This window comes from Sphingomonas hankookensis (assembly GCF_028551275.1).
Classification (GTDB): domain Bacteria; phylum Pseudomonadota; class Alphaproteobacteria; order Sphingomonadales; family Sphingomonadaceae; genus Sphingomonas; species Sphingomonas hankookensis_A.
In genome coordinates this window covers 946865-965642 of sequence record NZ_CP117025.1, presented here as the reverse complement: position 1 = coordinate 965642, position 18778 = coordinate 946865, and the positions used below count along the sequence as shown (strand labels likewise).

At 68.1% G+C, this 18778-nt stretch carries 18 protein-coding genes; 11 read left to right on the top strand and 7 right to left on the bottom strand.

Translation table 11 applies throughout. The features are described from left to right. The first annotated feature begins 18 nt into the window (after nucleotides 1-18). From PPZ50_RS04680 to PPZ50_RS04655, 6 genes are all read left to right on the top strand, one after another. Nucleotides 19-1836, top strand: a complete 1818-nt coding sequence (locus tag PPZ50_RS04680; RefSeq protein ID WP_198158497.1) for an ABCB family ABC transporter ATP-binding protein/permease — start codon at nucleotides 19-21, stop codon at nucleotides 1834-1836. A gap of 72 nt (nucleotides 1837-1908) precedes the next feature. Further along, a complete protein-coding gene (locus PPZ50_RS04675) occupies nucleotides 1909-2841 on the top strand; it encodes an alpha/beta fold hydrolase (RefSeq protein WP_066688766.1) in 933 nt (310 codons plus the stop codon). Then, nucleotides 2814-3620: a class I SAM-dependent methyltransferase gene (locus tag PPZ50_RS04670; protein WP_066688768.1), complete on the top strand. Its 807-nt coding sequence runs from the start codon at nucleotides 2814-2816 to the stop codon at nucleotides 3618-3620. The genes PPZ50_RS04675 and PPZ50_RS04670 overlap by 28 nt, the downstream gene beginning before the upstream one ends. 43 nt (nucleotides 3621-3663) lie before the next feature. Then, the gene (gene recQ, locus PPZ50_RS04665; protein WP_066688770.1) at nucleotides 3664-5430 is read left to right on the top strand and encodes a DNA helicase RecQ; all 1767 of its coding nucleotides are present in this window, start codon (nucleotides 3664-3666) and stop codon (nucleotides 5428-5430) included. 172 nt (nucleotides 5431-5602) lie between these two features. Continuing rightward, nucleotides 5603-6031, top strand: a complete 429-nt coding sequence (locus PPZ50_RS04660; RefSeq protein WP_066688771.1) for a TIGR01244 family sulfur transferase — start codon at nucleotides 5603-5605, stop codon at nucleotides 6029-6031. Between the two features lie 215 nt (nucleotides 6032-6246). Continuing rightward, nucleotides 6247-6540 carry an SEL1-like repeat protein gene (locus PPZ50_RS04655; protein WP_066688985.1) on the top strand — a complete coding sequence of 98 codons (294 nt, stop codon included), beginning with the start codon at nucleotides 6247-6249 and terminating at the stop codon, nucleotides 6538-6540. 295 nt (nucleotides 6541-6835) lie between these two features. On the opposite strand, the gene topA is transcribed toward PPZ50_RS04655, so the two are convergent. The 4 genes from topA to plsY all read right to left on the bottom strand — a co-directional run bounded on the left by topA (nucleotide 6836) and on the right by plsY (nucleotide 11973). Next, on the bottom strand, nucleotides 6836-9415 hold the full coding sequence (gene topA, locus PPZ50_RS04650; protein WP_066688772.1) for a type I DNA topoisomerase: 2580 nt from the start codon (nucleotides 9413-9415) through the stop codon (nucleotides 6836-6838). Between the two features lie 92 nt (nucleotides 9416-9507). Beyond that, nucleotides 9508-10158: a hypothetical protein gene (locus tag PPZ50_RS04645; protein ID WP_066688773.1), complete on the bottom strand. Its 651-nt coding sequence runs from the start codon at nucleotides 10156-10158 to the stop codon at nucleotides 9508-9510. Between the two features lie 59 nt (nucleotides 10159-10217). Then, on the bottom strand, nucleotides 10218-11342 hold the full coding sequence (gene dprA, locus PPZ50_RS04640) for a DNA-processing protein DprA (RefSeq protein ID WP_066688776.1): 1125 nt from the start codon (nucleotides 11340-11342) through the stop codon (nucleotides 10218-10220). Next, nucleotides 11335-11973 carry a glycerol-3-phosphate 1-O-acyltransferase PlsY gene (gene plsY, locus PPZ50_RS04635; RefSeq protein WP_084401340.1) on the bottom strand — a complete coding sequence of 213 codons (639 nt, stop codon included), beginning with the start codon at nucleotides 11971-11973 and terminating at the stop codon, nucleotides 11335-11337. The genes dprA and plsY overlap by 8 nt, the downstream gene beginning before the upstream one ends. 60 nt (nucleotides 11974-12033) lie before the next feature. Here plsY and murI point away from each other — a divergent pair, with 60 nt between their 5' ends. Continuing rightward, entirely contained in the window at nucleotides 12034-12831 is a 798-nt protein-coding gene (gene murI / locus PPZ50_RS04630) for a glutamate racemase (protein ID WP_066688779.1), read from the top strand. Nucleotides 12832-13033: 202 nt separating this feature from the next. Further along, complete coding sequence (gene hemA, locus PPZ50_RS04625; RefSeq protein WP_066688783.1) at nucleotides 13034-14278, top strand: 5-aminolevulinate synthase; 1245 nt, start codon at nucleotides 13034-13036, stop codon at nucleotides 14276-14278. A 143-nt stretch (nucleotides 14279-14421) separates the two neighbouring features. On the opposite strand, the gene PPZ50_RS04620 is transcribed toward hemA, so the two are convergent. From PPZ50_RS04620 to PPZ50_RS04610, 3 genes are all read right to left on the bottom strand, one after another. After that, complete coding sequence (locus tag PPZ50_RS04620) at nucleotides 14422-15255, bottom strand: GGDEF domain-containing protein (protein WP_066688785.1); 834 nt, start codon at nucleotides 15253-15255, stop codon at nucleotides 14422-14424. Between the two features lie 83 nt (nucleotides 15256-15338). Then, nucleotides 15339-15818 (bottom strand): DUF3429 domain-containing protein, encoded by a 480-nt coding sequence (locus PPZ50_RS04615; RefSeq protein WP_241215468.1) that lies wholly within the window; start codon nucleotides 15816-15818, stop codon nucleotides 15339-15341. After that, nucleotides 15811-16281 (bottom strand): hypothetical protein, encoded by a 471-nt coding sequence (locus PPZ50_RS04610; protein ID WP_126014000.1) that lies wholly within the window; start codon nucleotides 16279-16281, stop codon nucleotides 15811-15813. Before PPZ50_RS04610 ends, PPZ50_RS04615 begins: the two co-directional genes overlap by 8 nt. 72 nt (nucleotides 16282-16353) lie before the next feature. Between PPZ50_RS04610 and rpiB the strand changes: the two genes are divergently transcribed. The 3 genes from rpiB (at nucleotide 16354) to PPZ50_RS04595 (ending at nucleotide 18741) form a co-directional block, all read left to right on the top strand. Continuing rightward, the gene (gene rpiB, locus PPZ50_RS04605; protein WP_066688791.1) at nucleotides 16354-16794 is read left to right on the top strand and encodes a ribose 5-phosphate isomerase B; all 441 of its coding nucleotides are present in this window, start codon (nucleotides 16354-16356) and stop codon (nucleotides 16792-16794) included. 486 nt (nucleotides 16795-17280) lie between these two features. After that, nucleotides 17281-18576, top strand: a complete 1296-nt coding sequence (gene glyA, locus PPZ50_RS04600) for a serine hydroxymethyltransferase (RefSeq protein WP_066688792.1) — start codon at nucleotides 17281-17283, stop codon at nucleotides 18574-18576. 12 nt (nucleotides 18577-18588) lie between these two features. Beyond that, nucleotides 18589-18741, top strand: a complete 153-nt coding sequence (locus PPZ50_RS04595) for a hypothetical protein (RefSeq protein ID WP_164523862.1) — start codon at nucleotides 18589-18591, stop codon at nucleotides 18739-18741. Nucleotides 18742-18778 lie beyond the last annotated feature (37 nt).

Below are 18778 nucleotides of genomic sequence, written 5' to 3'. Positions count from 1 at the left end.
CCCCAAATGGCGCTTGCCATGCCTCCCGAAACCATTTCCGCCTCCGGTCCGACCCGACCGATGCTGGCGACGCTCCGCCGTTTCCTTCCCTATCTCTGGCCCGCTGGGGCGCCGGGGCTGAAGGCGCGCATCATCGCCGCGCTGCTGCTGGTCGTCGCGTCGAAGCTGGTGCAGGTCTATGGCGCGCCGTTCGCATTGCAGGGGGCGATCGACACCATGGCGGCGGGATCGCGCGATGCGCTGTGGCTGGTGGTGGCGCTGGTCGCGGGCTATGCGGCGGCGCGCTTCGGCGGCACGCTGTTCGACAATCTGCGCAACGTCGTGTTCGAACGCGTCGGACAGGACGCGACGCGGCGGCTGGCGGCATCGGTGTTCCGCCACCTCCATGCCCTGTCGCTGCGCTTCCACCTCGAACGGCGCACCGGCGCGGTGACGAAAGTGGTCGAGCGCGGGACCAAGAGCATCGACACGATGCTGTATTTCCTGCTGTTCAACATCGCGCCGACCATTCTCGAACTGACGCTGGTCCTGTCGATCTTCGGCACGCGCTTCGGCGGGTGGCTGGTCGGCGGCACGGTGGCGATGGTGGTATTCTACATCGTCTTCACCCGCTGGGTCACCGACTGGCGCTCGGCACTTCGCGAACGGATGAACGACCTCGACACCGGCGCCGTGGCGCATGCGGTCGACTCGCTGCTGAATTTCGAGACGGTCAAATATTTCGGCGCGGAGGAGCGTGAGGCGCAGCGCTACGACCGCGCCATCGCCGGCTATGCCGATGCGGCGGTGAAGTCCGAAAACTCGCTGGCGCTGCTCAATATCGGGCAGGCGCTGATCACCGCGTTGATGCTCGGCGGCGGCATGGCGCTGATCGTGTTCGGGTGGTCGAGCGGGCGCTTTTCCCCAGGCGACGTGGTGCTGGTGTCGACGCTGCTCACCCAGTTGTTCCGCCCGCTCGACCTGCTCGGCATGGTCTATCGCACCGTCCGGCAGGGGGTGGTCGACATGGGCGCGATGTTCGACCTGATCGATGCGCCCGCCGAGATCGTCGATGTGGCCAACGCTCCGCCAATGACCGTCACGCGCGGTCATGTCCGCTTCGAAGGGGTCGGCTTCGACTATGGTGATGGGCGGCAGATATTGAACGGTATCGACCTCGACATTCCGCCGGGCACCACGCTGGCGGTGGTCGGGCCGTCGGGGGCGGGCAAGTCGACGCTCGCGCGGCTGCTGTTCCGCTTCTACGATCCCACCGCCGGGCGGATCACGATCGACGGACAGGATATCGCCCAGGTGGCGCAGGCATCGCTGCGCAGCGCGATCGGCATCGTGCCGCAGGATACCGTGCTGTTCAACGACACGATCGGCTACAACATCGCCTATGGCCGCGCCGATGCGACGGCGGCCGAGATCGCCGAGGCAGCCCGCGGCGCATCGATCGCGCCGTTCATCGCCAGCCTGCCCGACCGCTACGACACCCGGGTCGGCGAACGGGGCCTGAAACTGTCGGGCGGTGAGAAGCAGCGCGTGGCGATCGCCCGCACCCTGCTCAAGAACCCGCCGGTCCTGATCCTCGACGAAGCGACCAGCGCGCTCGACAGCCGGACCGAGGCCGACATCCTCGACACGCTGGAGGCGATCGAGCGCGGGCGCACGACCATCGTCATCGCCCACCGCCTGTCGACCGTGGTCCATGCCGACCGCATCGTCGTGCTGGAGGGGGGACGCGTGGTCGAAAGCGGATCGCATGCCGACCTGCTGCGCCTGGGCGGCACCTATGCCGAGATGTGGGCGCGACAGGCGGCGGAGCGCGAGGCCGCGCTGGCCGAGGCGTAACCGCTTTGTCGTATGCGATGGACACTCCACCGCGCTGACGCGTATCCCCGACGCATTGCGGGAGGAAGACGCATGAAGGATACCCTGAAGAAGGCGGCGACCACGACCGCATGGGTCGGCGGCGCGCTGGCGCTGTGGACCACGCTGGCGGCCGGCGCGTCGGAGATGCTGGTCCCGGCGGATGGCGATTTCGTCGACGTGCCCGGCGCGCGGCTGCACTATGTCGATACCGGCGGCGACGGCCCGGCGATCTTGCTGCTCCACGGCATCTACGGCCAGCTGCGCAACTTCACCTATGCGCTGACCGATCAGCTGAAGGACCACCGACTGATCGTGGTCGACCGGCCCGGCTGGGGCCATTCGACCGTCGAGGGCGAGCATCCCACGATCGAGACGCAGGCGCGGATGGTCGCCGACCTGATCGATGCGCTCGGCCTCGACCGTCCGCTGCTGGTCGGGCATTCGATGGGCGGCGCGGTCGCGCTGGCGATGGCGGTGAACCAGCCGGCCAAGATCCGCGGCGTCGCGCTAATCGCCCCGCTGACCCAGCGGGTGACCGAAATGCCGGGCGTGTTCCGGGGCAAGGCCCCGCCCGCGGCCGTGCGCGGCCTCGCCGCGTGGACGGTCGGCGTACCGCTGACCACGCTGACCGGGCCGGCGGTGTCGAAACAGGTGTTCGCGCCCGATGCCGTGCCGATGGATTTCGGCACGCGCGGCGGGGGCCTCGCCGCGCTGCGCCCGTCGAGCTTCGAGGCGGGCGCCGTCGAGCTGCGCGACGCCAACCGCGCGCTGTCGACGATGATCCCGCGCTACGGTGCGATCAAACTGCCGGTCGTCATCCTCTATGGTCGCGACGACGAACTGCTCGACCCGCACAGCCAAGGCGACGTTACCGCCGGGGAAATTCCGGGCGCCGTGCTGACGAAGATCGGCGGCGGGCACATGATCCCGGTGACCCACCCGGCCGAAACCGCCGCGTGGCTGCGCACGGCGGCAGCGGCGTGAAGCGGCGGGCGCTGCTGCTCGCCGTCCTGCTCGGCGGGTGCAGCGCCTATGGCGACGGGATGGGCGATATCCTGCGCGGCACCGGCATCGCCGCGCGCGAGCCGACCTATGACGTGCCCTATGTCCCGACCCCCGAACCGGTGGTCGATGCGATGCTTGCCCTGGCGGAGGTCGGCCCCACCGACACGTTGATCGACCTCGGCTCGGGCGACGGCCGCATCGCCATCGCCGCTGCCCGCCTGGGTGCGAATGCGCGTGGCGTCGAGATCGACACGACATTGGTCGAGCGTGCGCGCCGCAATGCTGCGCTCCACGGGCTACAGGACCGCGCCCGCTTTTCCGCCGCCAACCTGTTCGACACGCCGCTGCGCGATGCCAGCGTGGTGACGATGTACCTGCTGCCGCGCATCAACATGGCGCTGCGTCCGCAGCTGTTGACCGAACTCCGCCCCGGCACGCGCATCGTCACCCATGCGTTCGATATGGGCGACTGGCAGGCGGACGAATGGGGCCTCGTCGCCGAACGCTCCATCTACCTCTACATCGTGCCGGCCGTCGCCGGCGGCAATTGGCGGATGACCCTGCCCGACGGGCGTTCGGGAGTGCTACACCTCGACCAGCGGTTCCAGTTCGTGACGGGCAGCTTCGACGGAAAGCTTGTCGCCGGCCGGCTGCGCGGCACCGAACTGGACGTCGTGATCGACGGCGCCAGCTACACCGGCTCGGTCGGTGAGGCAGCCATCACCGGCAAGGGCTGGCGCGCGACGCGGGTCGACTGACCACCCCTCGACGCGCCCGCCCCGCATCCCTAGGTGAGGCCCGATGGCGCTCGACCCGATCCCCGTATTGCAATCGACCTTCGGCTTTCCCGACTTTCGCGGCGTCCAGCGGCAGGTGGTCGACCGGGTGCTAGGCGGGCGGCGCACGCTGGCGGTGATGCCGACCGGTGCCGGCAAGTCGCTGACCTATCAGCTGCCGGCGCAGATGCTGCCGGGCACTTGCGTCGTCGTGTCGCCGCTGATCGCGCTGATGCACGACCAGCTGCGCGCCGCGACCGCCGTCGGCATCCGCGCTGCGACGCTGACCAGCGCCGACGACAACCGGGCCGAGACGCGCGGCCGGTTCCTCGATGGCGAGCTGGACCTGCTCTACGTCGCGCCCGAACGCGCATCGGGCAGCGATTTCCGCGAGTTGCTGTCGCGCGGCAACCTGTCGTTGTTCGCGATCGACGAGGCGCATTGCGTCAGCGAATGGGGCCACGACTTCCGCCCCGATTACCGCCTGCTGCGCCCGCTGTTCGACCAGTTTCCCGATGTGCCGCGCCTCGCACTCACCGCGACCGCCGACGCGCATACCCGCGCCGACATCCTCGAACAGCTGGGCATCCCGCAGGACGGGCTGATCGTCGCCGGGTTCGACCGGCCCAATATCCGCTACCATATCACCCCGCGCGATCAGGGCACGCGCCAGATCGCCGACGTCATCGCCGCCACCCCCGGCCCCGGCATCGTCTATGTCCAGTCGCGCGCCGGCACCGAAAAGCTGGCCGAGGCGCTGGCCAGGACCGGCCGCCCGGTCCGCGTCTATCATGCCGGACTCGACCCCGCCGTCCGCCAGCGCAACCAGCATGATTTCGTCGCGTCCGAAGACATGGTGATGGTCGCGACCATCGCCTTCGGCATGGGCATCGACAAGCCCGACGTGCGCTTCGTCGCCCATGCCGGGCTGCCGAAATCGATCGAGGCCTATTATCAGGAAACCGGCCGTGCGGGCCGCGACGGCGATCCGGCGGTGGCGCATCTGTTCTGGGGCGCCGACGACTTCGCCCGCGCCCGCCAGCGGATCGGCGAGGTCGAACCGGCGCGCCAGCCGGGCGAACGCCAGCGGCTGAATGCCCTGGGCGCGCTGGTCGAGACCGCCGGGTGCCGCCGCGCGATGCTGCTGCGCCATTTCGGCGAACAGCCGGGCGACTATTGCGGGAATTGCGACAATTGCCTGTCGCCGCCCAACGCGGTCGACGCGACCGAACTGGCGCAGAAATATCTGTCCGCCGTGTTCCGCACCGGGATGATGTTCGGCGCGACCTATATCGAACAGGTGCTGACCGGTCAGTCGACCGAACGCAGCCTGATGAACGGGCACGAACAGCTGTCGGTGTGGAACATCGTCGATGGCGACGACGTCGCGTTGCTCAAACCGGTCGGCCGCGCGCTGCAGCTGCGCGACGCATTGCGTGCCAACGATCATGGCGGGCTGGAATTCGGCCCCGCTGCGCGCGGGCTGCTGAAGGGCGGCGACACGCTGTCGATGATCGTGCCGCCCAAGCGCGAACGGCGCCGGCGCGGCGGCGGCTCCGCCACCCCCAACCCGACCGGCGATCCGCTGTTCGAGGCGCTGCGCGCCAAGCGCCGCGAACTGGCGCAGGAGGCCGGGGTGCCGCCCTATGTCATCTTCCACGATTCGGTGTTGCGCGAAATGGCGGCGGACCGGCCGCAGACGATCGGCGGCATGCGGCGGATCACCGGTGTGGGCGAGAAGAAGCTGCAAGCGTACGGGGACGCGTTCCTGAGCGTCATCAAGCAGCACTAAATTCCTCCCCACAACGTGAGGAGGGGGACCGCTCGCGCAGCGAGTGGTGGAGGGGGGAAGCGGCAAGCGCAACCTCTTTGGCCCTCGCCCCTCCACCAGCCTGCGGCTGGTCCCCCTCCCCACGTTGTGGGGAGGATTTGCTTGGGACGACCCGCCCCGCTATCTTCCCCCCATGCACATCCGCCGTATCGACGACCGCATTTCGGTCAGCCCGCAGATCACCGCCGACGATGTCGCGACGCTGAAGGCGCAAGGCTTCACCACCATCGTCAACAACCGCCCCGATGACGAGGAAGCGGGCCAGCCCGCCGGCGACGCGATCGCGGACGCGGCGGCAGCGGCGGGGCTGGCCTATCACGCGATCCCGATCACCCATGCCGGGTTCAGCCACCCGCAGTTGGACGCGATGGCGCAGATCCTCGAGCAGGCGGACGGCCCGATCCTCGCCTATTGCCGCTCGGGCACGCGGTCGTGCAATTTGTGGGCGCTCGCCAGCGCCAAGCAGGGTGGCGACCCCGCCCATCTGGTCGCCTCGGGCGGTGCCGCCGGCTACGACCTGTCGGGAATCCGCCCGACGCTGGACGCCCTCGCCCGGGGCTGACGGCGCGACAGACGTCCCCCGCCATTGGGCCCGTTGCCATACCCCGGCAACGACGCGGCCCAGCGCGGGGGAACGCCTGCATGGATAAGCGGCATCCGTTCCGACATGCTTAATCGGCGGTACGTTAACGCACTGAACCGCTCCGGTTTCTGGCGTTAACCAAATCGCAACCCCCAGCCGGCAATTTCGTGCCTGTACCAATGGGGGTTCTGAACATGGGCATTAGTCAGAAAGGCGCCCGCTTCCTCTCGGAAAGCCGGGTGGAAGACGCAAGCGCAAACAACAGCACGGCGTGGTTCGATCTCGGCATCTGCTATTCCAGCGGTACCGGCGGGGCGATGATCGACCTGGTCGAGGCACATAAATGGTTCAACCTCGCCGCCATGTCGGGCGTCGAGGAAGCGCAGGCATGGCGCGCGGAAATCGCCTGCGACATGACTCCGCGCCAGATCGCCGATGCGCAGAAAGCGGCGCGGGCGTTTTTGCAGGCGGGCGCGCGGCCGAACTGATCGGCGCCGCTGACGGGTCCGGCTGCGACGGTTGACGCCGTCCGAGCCGGGGGCAGGCAACTCGTCGGCGACAAGCGCGAGACATTCTTCCGTTCGTCACCCCGGGCTTGACCCGGGGTGACGGGAATGGCTGGGGTCGCGTCTGCGACAATAGTCCCGTGACCAGCACAGAGCCGGGGTCACCTTACCCTTCCCTTCCGTCATTCCCGCGAAGGCGGGAATCCATAAGCACCGACGCCCGGACCCGATCCGCAACGCTTGCGCCTATGGACTCCCGCCTACGCGGGAGTGACGATTAGGCCTTGGCCGCCGGCTTCTTCGCCGGAGCCTTCTTCGCAGGCGCCTTCTTGGCGGGTGCATCCTTCGCCGCCGCCTTCTTCGGCGCGGCCTTCTTGGCCGCCGGCTTCTTCTTGCCCTTGGCCGGCGCCGCCGCCGCGCGGTCGTCGATCAGCTGCGCGGCTTCCTCCAGCGTCAGCGCGTTCGGCTCGACCGACTTCGGGATCGTCGCATTGGTCGTGCCATCGGTAACATAGGGGCCATAGCGCCCCTCCATCAGCTTGATCTCAAGCTCGGTGCGCGGATGGTTGCCCAGCACCTTGAGCGGTTCCTTCGCCGCGCCGCGCGCCGGTCGCCCGCCGCCCGCCGCCGCCTCGGCCAGCTTCACCACCGCCGCGTTCATGCCGGTTTCGAACACGTCCGCCGTCGACTGCAACCGCGCGTACTTGCCGGCGTGCTTCAGATACGGGCCATAGCGCCCGATCGCCGCCTCGATCGGTTCGCCCGTCTCCGGATGGTTGCCGATGGTGCGCGGCAGGCTCAGCAGCTTCAGCGCCCATTCGAGGTTCAGTTCGCCGATATCCTTGGGGATCGACGCGCGCTTGGCGTCCTTGCCCTCGCCCAGCTGGATGTACGGCCCGAACCGCCCCGACTTGCGCTCGACCTCCAGCCCCGTTTCCGGGTCCTTGCCCAGCGATTCCGGTCCGGTATCGCCACCATCCTCGCCGCCCGGCTGCGCGAAGCGGCGAGTGTACTTGCACTCGGGATAGTTGGAGCAGGCGATGAACGCGCCGAACTTGCCGCCACGCAGTGCCAGGCGTCCCTCGCCGCAATTCGGGCACAGCCGCGGATCGGTCCCGTCCGCCTTTTCGGGGAACAGGTACGATCCCAGAAACTGATCGAGCTCGGCGGTGATCGCGCTCGGCTGCTGTTCCATCACCTCCGACGTGCGCGGCTTGAAATCGCGCCAGAAGGCCTCGAGCACCGCCTGCCATTCGGCCCGCCCGCCCGACACGTCGTCCAGCTCTTCTTCCAACCCCGCCGTGAAGTCGTAGCCGACATATTTCTCGAAGAAGCGTTCGAGGAACGCGGTCAGCAACCGCCCGGTCTCTTCCGCGAAAAACCGGTTCTTCTCGACGCGGACATAGCCGCGATCCTTCAGCACCTGGATGATCGAGGCATAGGTCGACGGACGACCGATCCCCAGTTCCTCCAGCCGCTTGACCAGCGACGCTTCCGAGAAACGCGGCGGCGGCTGGGTGAAATGCTGTTCGGCGACCACGTCCTTCTTGGCCGGCGCATCGCCCGAGCGCAGCAGCGGCAGGCGGCGCGAATCCTCGTCCGCCGCGTCGTCGCGCCCTTCCTCGTACAGCGCGAGATAGCCGGGGAAGAGCACGACCTGGCCGGTGGCGCGTAAGGCCGTCTGCCCGGTCTGGTCCTCCAGCTCGACGGCGGTCCGCTCCATCCGCGCCGACGCCATCTGGCTGGCCAGCGCCCGCTTCCAGATCAGGTCGTACAGGCGGGCATGATCGCCCGACCCGGCGCGATCCTTCGAAAAATCGGTCGGGCGGATCGCCTCGTGCGCTTCCTGCGCATTCTTGGCCTTGGTCTGGTACTGGCGCGGTTTGTCAGGGACGTAGCTGCCGTCATAGCGGTTGGCGATCGCCCCGCGCGCGGCATCGATCGCCGACCCGTCCATCTGCACGCCGTCGGTCCGCATGTACGTGATCGCACCGTCCTCATAGAGCGACTGCGCCACCCGCATCGTGTGGCTGGCCGAGAAGCCCAGCTTGCGCGCGGCTTCCTGCTGCAGGGTCGAGGTGGTGAAGGGCGGCGGTGGATTGCGCGTCGCGGGCTTCGTCTCGACATTGACGACCGTAAAGCGACCATCGACCACCGCCGCCTTCGCGACCTCGGCCGACCCGGCATCGCCCAGCGACAGCTTGTCGAGCTTCTTGCCCTTGAGTTTCACGAGGCGCGCGTCGAACGGCGTGCCGTCGGCCTCCATCTTGGCAATGACCGACCAATATTCCTGCGCGATGAAGGTTTCGATCTCGCGCTCGCGCTCGACCAGCAGCCTGAGCGCCACCGACTGCACCCGGCCCGCCGACTTGGCACCCGGCAGCTTGCGCCACAGCACCGGCGACAGGGTGAACCCGACCAGATAGTCGAGCGCCCGCCGCGCCCGGTACGCATCGATCAGATCGGTATCGAGGTCGCGCGGAGCCTTCATCGCTGCCAGGATCGCCGGCTTGGTGATCGCGTTGAACGTGACCCGCTCGACTTCCTTGGGCAGCGCGCGACGCTTCTTCAGCACCTCCTGCACATGCCAGCTGATCGCCTCTCCCTCACGGTCAGGGTCGGTGGCGAGGATCAGGCGGTCGGCGGTCTTGGCGAGGTCGGTGATCGCCTTCAGCTGCTTCGTCTTGTCGGCGTACGTCTCCCAATCCATCGCGAAGCCGTCGTCCGGGTTCACCGACCCGTCCTTGGGCGGCAGGTCGCGGACATGGCCATAGGAGGCGAGGACGCGGTAATCGGACCCCAGATATTTTTCGATGGTCTTCGCCTTGGCGGGCGATTCGACGATGACGAGCTGCATGATGTGGCGGTCGGTCCTTGTGCGTACGTACGCGAGAGTGGGGAGGCAGGCACCGCTACGTCAAGCCGCAGGTTTTTAATGCCGTATGACGATCACGCCGCCACGCGTGCGGCCCAATCGTCCAACGCCGCCCAACCCAACGCCATTGCGATATTTTCCCGATGGTCCGCAAAGCTGAACCGTTCCGGATCGATCCGTTCGCCCCGTACCACATCCCAGATCGGACTGTGTCCGGCGGGATCATAGCGTCGGAAAGGACGGTCATGATCGGCATGATCTGGCGTGAACGCATGGGATCGCCTGGCCTGACCGCGTCGAACCATTCGATGTCGTTCCCCTGTCGGACCGTCCGTGACACCCGTCGCGACCGAATGGGTCAGTACCCACAGTACGGTATCGTGCGGATCGATCCGATCGGAACCGATGATATTCCGAGTCAACGTCGCGACCGGCACGGTGTGTTCGATGTGAACCGTCTGGCCTAGCGCCTTGGTGCCGCATCGCTCAGCTTCGGGCAGCCCCATGAAGTCTTCGGTACGATACAGCGCACCCGAGCACAGCGTACCCCCGCCGGCCTGGTAGCCAAATCGATTATGGATGTGGCGGACGTCGATGTTGCGAATATCGTTACCGTGCAGCCGGACACATTGCGGCGTGCCGATCGTCCGGCGGATTCGCTCGCCCTCGCGCTGCCAGAACGCCCGAGCCCTGCGACCCTCCGCTCGTGCCAAATCAACCGTCATGCTATTCTCCAACCGTTCCGGCCAGCATGAGGGCGGGGCCCCAAACAAACGATCAAACGCTACGCCAAGCCGACCCGCCCCCCGGCGTGCCGCTCCAGCCGCCCGGCCAGCTCCAGTTCGAGCAGCACCGTCTGCACCACCATCGTCGGACAGCCCGACTGCCGCACCAGTTCGTCGACCGCCACTGGCACCGGTCCCAGCAGCCCGGCGATCCGCGCACGCTCCGCCTCGCTCGCGTCCGCCGCCACCGGCTCGGGCCGATAGCCCGATCCCGGCGAGCGCACCGCCCGCGCGTCGATCGGCCGCAGCATCTCCGCCACGTCCGCCGCATTCTGGACCAGGGTCGCGCCCTCGCGGATCAGCGCGTTGCACCCCTGCGCCCGCGGGTCGAGCGGCGATCCGGGCACCGCCATCACCTCGCGCCCCGCCTCCCCCGCCAGCCGGGCGGTGATCAGCGACCCGGACCGGGGTGCCGCCTCCACCACTACCGTCCCCAGCGACAGGCCGGCGATGATCCGGTTGCGCGACGGGAAATGGCGGGCCAGCGGCTGCGTCCCCGGCGGCTGTTCGGCGACCAGCAGCCCGCGCGTGGCGACGTCCTCCTGCAACGCGGCATTCTCCGGCGGGAACACCACGTCGATGCCGCTCGCGATCACCCCGATCGTGGCATGGCCGATCGCCCCCTGATGCACCGCCGTGTCGATCCCGCGCGCCAGTCCCGACACGACGACATAACCCGCCGCGCCCAGTTCCTCGGCCAGCCCGCGCGCGAAGCGGCACGCCGCCGCCGACGCGTTGCGCGCCCCGACCATCGCCACCGCCGGCCGCGCCAGCAGCGACAGCTCGCCCCGGACGATCAGCGCGGGCGGCGCGCTATCGATCTCCGCCAGCAGCGCGGGATAGTCCGGGTCGCCGAGCAGCAGGTATCGCCCACCCAGGGCGCGAACGGTCGCGATCTCGCGCCGCACGACGCTCTCGTCCGCGAGCGCCGGCGCCCGACCACCGCCCCGCGCCGCCAGCATCGGCAACGCCTCGATCGCCGCCACCGCATCGCCATAGCGTTCGATCAGCGCGCGAAACGTGACCGGGCCGATATTGGCCGACCGGATCAGCCGCAGCGCCGCGAACCGGGCGGCGTTCTGGTCGGCGGCGCCGGGTCGCTCGCCTACCGACCCTTCACCCACGCTTGCGGCCGATCCTCGGCTCCGTCCCCGCCACCAGCCGCTCGATATTCTCGCGATGCTTCCACAGCACGATCAGCGCGAGGCCGAGGAACAGCACCACCAGGTCGAACCGGCCGAGCGCCGCCGCCGCGACCGGCGCGGCGACCGCCGCCGCCATGCCCGCGACCGACGAAATGCGGATCGTCGCCAGCAACCCCAGCCACACGACCGCATAGACCAGCCCCGCCATCGGGCTGAGCGCCACCACGACGCCCATCATCGTCGCCACGCCCTTGCCACCCCGGAACCGCAGCCACAGCGGATAGCAATGGCCGACGAACGCCGCCGCACCCGCGACCAGTTCCTCACCCGGAAACCACGCCGCGACGATCCACACCGCCGCCGCGCCCTTCAACAGGTCGAGCAGCAGCGTCGCCGCCGCCAGCCCCTTGCGCCCGGTACGCAGCACGTTGGTCGCGCCGATATTGCCCGACCCGATGGAGCGCAGATCGCCCGCCCCGGCGATCCGCGTGAGCAAAATGCCCCACGGGATCGATCCGAGCAGATAGCCGATCAGCAACGCCGCCACCGGCGGGAACCAGAGAATTTCGCTCGGCAGGATCGCCCCCGTGTAACTTGCCGTCTGTGCCATGCAGGGTAAGGGGTTCGGCGGCGGCTTGCAACGCGGCGAGCGGCGGCTACGGGACCATCCATGACCGAAACGGCGCAACCGATCCTGTTCTTCGATTCGGGCGTCGGCGGCCTGTCGGTCGTGGCGCCCACCCGTGCCCTGCTGCCGACCGCGCCGATCGTCTATGCCGCCGACTCGGCGGGCTTCCCCTATGGCACCCGGACCGAGGGCGAAATCGCCGCGCGGGTGCCCGCGCTGCTCGGCCGGCTGGTCGAGCGCTATCGCCCGCGCCTCGTCGTCATCGCCTGCAACACCGCCTCGACCATCGCGCTGCCGGTGGTGCGCGCCGCGCTCGACGTGCCGGTCGTCGGCACCGTGCCCGCGATCAAGGTCGCGGCGGGGTTGAGCGGCACCCGAGTGATCGGCGTGCTGGGCACGCAGGCCACGGTGCGCCAGCCCTATGTCGACGACCTCGCCACCCGCTTCGCCGCCGATTGCACCGTGCTGCGCCACGGATCGGCGGCGCTGGTCGAACTGGCGGAGGGCGCGCTGGCCGGCACCCCGCCCCCGCGCGACGCCATCGCGCGCGAACTGGCCGGGCTGTTCGATCAACCGGGCGGCGACCGGATCGACGTCATCGTCAACGCCTGCACCCATTTCCCCCTGCTGGCCGACGCGATGCTGGCCGTCGCGCCGCATATCGCGTTCGTCGATGGCGGCCCCGGCATCGCCCGGCGCATCGTCGCGCTGACGCAGGGACAGGCGTTCCCCGCGACTCCGGTTCCCGGCCGGCTCGTCTTCACCAGGCTTGGCGAGCGCGAACGCACCATCGCGGCGGGGCTGGAGTCGCAGGGCTTCGCTTCGGTCGAGGCGCTGTAGACCTGTTCTGGTCCGTCGCCCCAGCGAAGGCTGGGGCCTTCTGCGGCGAGGCGCGCGCTTCGTCGCCGGGAGATCCCAGCCTTCGCTGGGATGACGAAGGAGAAAAACCGCCCCCCTTGGACAATATGTCCAACCCCGCCGATCACCATAACCGCTTTTATCCGCTGGAAACGGGCCGCCCCAACAGGTACACCCCCGCCCCATGAGCATCGACGCAGTTCCGGCCCGCTCGGTCGATTACAACCGTGTCTTCGCACAGGCGATCGACCGCCTGCACGAGGAAGGGCGCTACCGCGTCTTCATCGACATCCTGCGCAACAAGGGGCAATTCCCCAATGCGCGCTGCTTCGCCGGGCATAACGGGCCGAAGCCGATCACCGTATGGTGCTCGAACGACTATCTGGCGATGGGCCAGCATCCCGCTGTCATCGCCGCGATGGAGGAAGCGCTGCACGATGTCGGCGCAGGGTCGGGCGGCACCCGCAATATCGGCGGCAACACCCACTATCACATCGATCTCGAAGGCGAACTGGCCGACCTGCACGACAAGGAAGCGGCACTGCTGTTCACGTCGGGCTATGTCTCGAACGAAGCGACGCTGTCGACGCTGGCGCGCATCCTGCCCGGCTGCATCGTCTTTTCCGACGAACTGAACCACGCGTCGATGATCGCCGGCATCCGCCATTCGGGCTGCGAAAAGCGGGTGTTCCGCCACAACGACCTGGCGCATCTCGAGGAACTGCTCGCCGCCGAAGACCCGGCGGTGCCCAAGCTGATCGCGTTCGAAAGCGTCTATTCGATGGACGGTGACGTCGCGCCGATCCACGCGATCTGCGACCTTGCCGACAAATACAACGCGCTGACCTATCTCGACGAGGTCCATGCCGTCGGCATGTACGGGGCGCGCGGCGGCGGCATTTCCGAACGCGACGAAGCTGCATCGCGCCTGACGATCATCGAAGGGACGCTGGGCAAGGCGTTCGGCGTGATGGGCGGCTATATCGCCGCCGACCGCACCGTCATCGACGTCATCCGCTCCTATGCGCCGGGCTTCATCTTCACGACCTCGCTGTCGCCGGTGCTGGTCGCAGGCGCCTTGGCCAGCGTCCGCCACCTGAAGGCATCGCCCGCCGAGCGCGACGGGCAACAGGCCGCCGCCGCGATGCTGAAGGTGCTGTTCGCCGAAGCCGGGCTGCCGGTGATGGACACCACCACCCATATCGTGCCGCTGATGGTCGGCGATCCGGTCAAGGCCAAGCGGATCAGCGACATATTGCTCCGCGAATATGGCGTGTACGTGCAGCCGATCAATTACCCGACCGTCCCGCGCGGCACCGAACGGTTGCGCTTCACCCCCGGCCCGGCGCATGACGAGGCGATGATGCGTGAACTCACCGCCGCGCTGGTCGAAATCTGGGGCCGCCTCGAACTGAAGAAAGCCGCGTAACAATCCTCCCCGGCACGGGGAGGGGGCCAGCGAAGCTGGTGGCGGGGGCGGTCGGCATACGTAGCGGTTGCGTTGCGGGGCCATCTCCCTCCACCATCGCCTCCGGCGACGGTTCCCCTCCCCGTACCGGGGAGGATTCGTCCCTACACCGCGACCCGGTTACCCCCCGACAGCATCGCCCCCTGCAGCTTCGCGCGGGCCTCCTCGATCACCCATTCGATGTCGTTGCCCTGATCGGACACCATCGCCGCCGATGCGGTGACGGTGCCGATCGCCTCGCCCGACTCGCGCAGCTTGAACTTGCGCCGCTCCAGCAATTGCAGCGCCTCCTCCGCCCGCGCGCGCACCGCGGTCATCGTCTGCCCCGGAATGGCGACGATGAACTCGTTACCGGCCCAGCGGATCGCCTCATGTTCGGGAAAGGTATTGGCCAATTTGCTGGCAAAGGCGTTCAGGATGTTGTCGCCGACCGAATTGCCATATTCGCGGTTGATCCCGACCAGCCGGTCGATCCCGAACATCAGCAGGACATAACGCTGGTCGCCCGTCGCGACCTGGTCCAGCACGCGCCGCGCGCCGGTCTGGTTCAGCGCCTTGGTCAATTCGTCATGCTCGGCATCGACCACGCCGACGCCGCCCGCCTCGATCCGCGCCGTCAGGGCCGCCACCTGTTCGCGCAGCGCGGCCAGGCCCTGCTCGGTCGTGCTCAACCGCTCCGCGACCGACGGATCGGGCGCCGCCACGCCGCCATTCCTCGCCCAATCGGCGATACCGGACGCATGGACCTTCGCCAATTCGGCGAACTTCGCATCGGTCAGTTGCGCGTCATCGACCGCGGCAACGACCTCTTCGTACAACGGATGGTACGATCTGGACAGATGAACGAGCGCGGTCTGATAATTGACCGCGCTCGGTTCAAGTCGATGATATTGCAAAAAGGCCAGCGCATTGCGTGCCTGATCGAATTCTATCCGCATGAACACACCGATATCGGGGGTTATTTGCCTCTTAAATCAGCGAACTACACGCAAAATACGGCAAGTTCGTTAATGCGCGCGACTCATGACTGAGCCAGCAGCCCCGCGCATAGCGTCAGCGCCGCCAGACCGACCGACAACGGCACGCGCAGCCGCATCCACCACGGCGGAACATGGCCTGCGCGCACCAGCGCCATATCGACCAGCAGCGATCCGAGCAGCCCGGCGGCGACGATCGCCGCGCCCGACAGGACCGAGGTGAACAGCACCGCGCCCGCCGCCAGCGCGACCAGCGACGGCACCACCGCGATCGCCAGCCACAGCGTCAGCGCCGCCCCGCTCAGCCGCGCCGCCGCCGCGCCCCACCACATGCCGCCCAGGAAGCTCAGGATCAGCGCGGCGTAGAACAGCCCCAGCGCATTGGCCGCGCCGCCCTTGGCCGGGTCGAGCAACCGCCAGGCGATGCCGATGGCCGGCGGCAGCAACCCGGCATAGCCCAGCGCCAGCGCCGCCACCGGCGGCCGCGCCCGGATCGGGGTCGATGCGGCCATGGGATCAGTCACGGCAATAGCCTTCGCTCGGCTTGACGGTCAGGCAGTCCTTCTTGCCCGCCAGCCATTTAAGGCCGGTGGCATCGCCGTCGCTCGGCCGCAGCAGCAGCGTTTCGCCGCCGCGCTGGAACCGGATGCCTTCGGGCGTGATCGTGCCGGTATAGGTGCCCTTGTTGTCGAGGTCGTACTGCATCTCCAGCTTGACCTCGCCCTGCGCCGGTTCGGTGACGTTCAGGTACATACCCTCCACCCCGATCCAGCGGCCGAGATAATGGTTGGCGCCCAGCGTCGCGGTGGCGGTGGCGGTCGGCGTCGGGGTCGGGGTCGGGCTGGGTGCGCGCGGCGGCACCGGGGCGGGCAGCGGCGTCGCGGCGCTGTTCTCGATCTCGGCCTGGGTCGCGGCCCCTTCGCTGCGTCGCTCGTCGGCGCCGCACGCGCTCAACGCCAAAGCCGCTACGATGATCGTTCCACGCATCCCTTCATCCTTTCCTGCCTGTCGTTGGACACAGCCTAGCGCTGCCGTATCCCGACCGCTAGAAGCGGCGCCATGGCCCGCATCGCACTCGCATCCGACCACGCCGCCCTGACGCTCAAGGCAGAACTCGCCACTTGGTTGCACGACCAGGGGCACGAAGTCGCCGATCTGGGGCCGCACGACACGACCAGCGTCGATTATCCCGACTATGGCTACAAGCTCGCTCAAGCGGTTAGCGGCGGCGAGGCCGATTTCGGCGTCGCCTTGTGTGGATCGGGTATCGGCATCTCGATCGCGGTCAATCGCGTGGCCGGCTGCCGCTGCGCGCTCGTGTCCGAACCGCTGTCGGCGTCGCTGGCGCGCGAACATAACGATGCGAACGTCATCGCGATGGGCGCCCGGCTGATCGGCGCCGAGATGGCGAAGGCCTGCCTCACCGCCTTCCTCGCCACCCCGTTCGGCGGCGACCGCCACCAGCGCCGCGTCGACAAGCTCGGCAATCCGCCGGCCTGATCGGGCGTCGACGACCGCCTCTTACCGTCACCCCGGGCTTGACCCGGGGTCCCGCTTCTTCTCGACGGCAGTAAAAAGCGGGACCCCGGATCAAGTCCGGGGTGACGACGGATAGGGAAGCGCGGAACACCGCCGAAACCCGATTCCCCGGGTGGCAATTCGATGACACCCGGACAAAGGGTCCAAACGTCATCAGAACAAGGATCGTGATCGATCAAGGAAGGTCATCTACAAGAAGCGCAGCGTAGTCGCGTAGCCGACGCTACGCGCAAGCAAGCGACGCGGTGGATGACCTTCCTTGATCGACCGCGGAGCGGCGGGCGGATTTTGCTGCCAAGCGGCGTCGCGCGTCGGTCACGATGCTGGAGCATCGCTCCGCTCCTTGCTCCTTGCCTGGCAGCAAAATCCGCTCCGTCACGACCTTGTTCTGATGACGTTTGGACCCTAAAGCGCGCGCGACCTCTTTCTCAGCGGGAGCCGCGCCCCATGACCGACCAGTTCCGCCCCGACGGTTTCTTCGAAACCAGCCTCGCCGATGCCGACCCCGCCGTGTTCGCCGGCGTCACCCACGAACTGGAGCGCGAGCGCTACCAGATCGAGCTGATCGCGTCGGAAAACATCGTGTCGAAGGCGGTGCTTGAGGCGCAAGGCTCGGTCTTCACCAACAAGTACGCCGAGGGCTATCCCGGCAAGCGTTACTATCAGGGCTGCCACCCCTCGGACGAGGTCGAGCAGCTGGCGATCGACCGCGCCAAGCAGCTGTTCGGCTGCGGCTTCGTCAACGTCCAACCGCATTCGGGTGCGCAGGCGAACGGCGCGGTGATGCTGGCGCTGACCAAGCCCGGCGACACGATCATGGGCATGAGCCTCGACGCCGGCGGTCACCTGACGCATGGTGCCAAGGCGGCGATGTCGGGCAAGTGGTTCAACGCGGTCCAGTACGGCGTCGACCGCGAGACGCACCTGATCGATTACGATCAGGTCGCGGCGCTCGCCCGCGAACACCGTCCGACGCTCATCATCGCCGGCGGTTCGGCCTATCCGCGCCATATCGACTTCGCCAAGTTCCGCGCGATCGCCGATGAAGTCGGCGCCAAGTTCATGGTCGACATGGCGCATTTCGCCGGCATCGTCGCTGCGGGCCTGCACCCGACCCCGTTCGGCCATGCCGATGTTGTCACCACCACCACGCACAAGACGCTGCGCGGCCCGCGCGGCGGCATGGTGCTGACCAACGACGAAGCCATCGCCAAGAAGATCAACTCGGCGGTGTTCCCGGGGCTGCAGGGTGGCCCGCTGATGCACGTGATCGCGGCCAAGGCGGTCGCGTTCGGCGAAGCGCTGCGGCCTGAGTTCAAGGACTATATCCGCGCCGTCGTCGAAAATGCGCAGGTGCTGGCCGCCACCCTCAAGGATCGCGGTGCGAACATCGTCGCGGGCGGCACCGACACCCACCTCGCGCTGATCGACCTCACCCCGCTTGGCGTCACCGGCAAGGATGCCGACGAAGCGCTGGAGCGTGCGGCGATCACTTGCAACAAGAACGGCATCCCGTTCGATCCCCTCCCCCCGGTCAAGACCAGCGGCATCCGCGTCGGGTCGCCCGCCGGCACCACCCGCGGCTTCGGCAAGGCCGAATTCGCCGAGATCGGCCACATGGTCGCCGACGTGCTCGACGGCCTGCGCAACAAGGGCGAGGCCGGGGACCCTGCCGTCGAGGCGGACGTTAAGGCACGGGTTCGGGCGCTGTGCGAGCGGTTCCCGATCTATCCGGGTCTGTAAGGAGTTCGAAAGATGCAGGACAAGTCGGTCGGCAAGAGCATGGCGAAATGGGGTGCTCTGGGCGCAGTGATCGCGATTCCGGTTCCCTTTGTCGGTCCGCTGATCGGCGCCGCCGCCGGCGCCGGCTATGCTTATTACAAGGCGAACAAGAAGCCGCGCTACTGACGCGGCACCCCGCCCGCGCCGCCAAATGGTGGCGCGG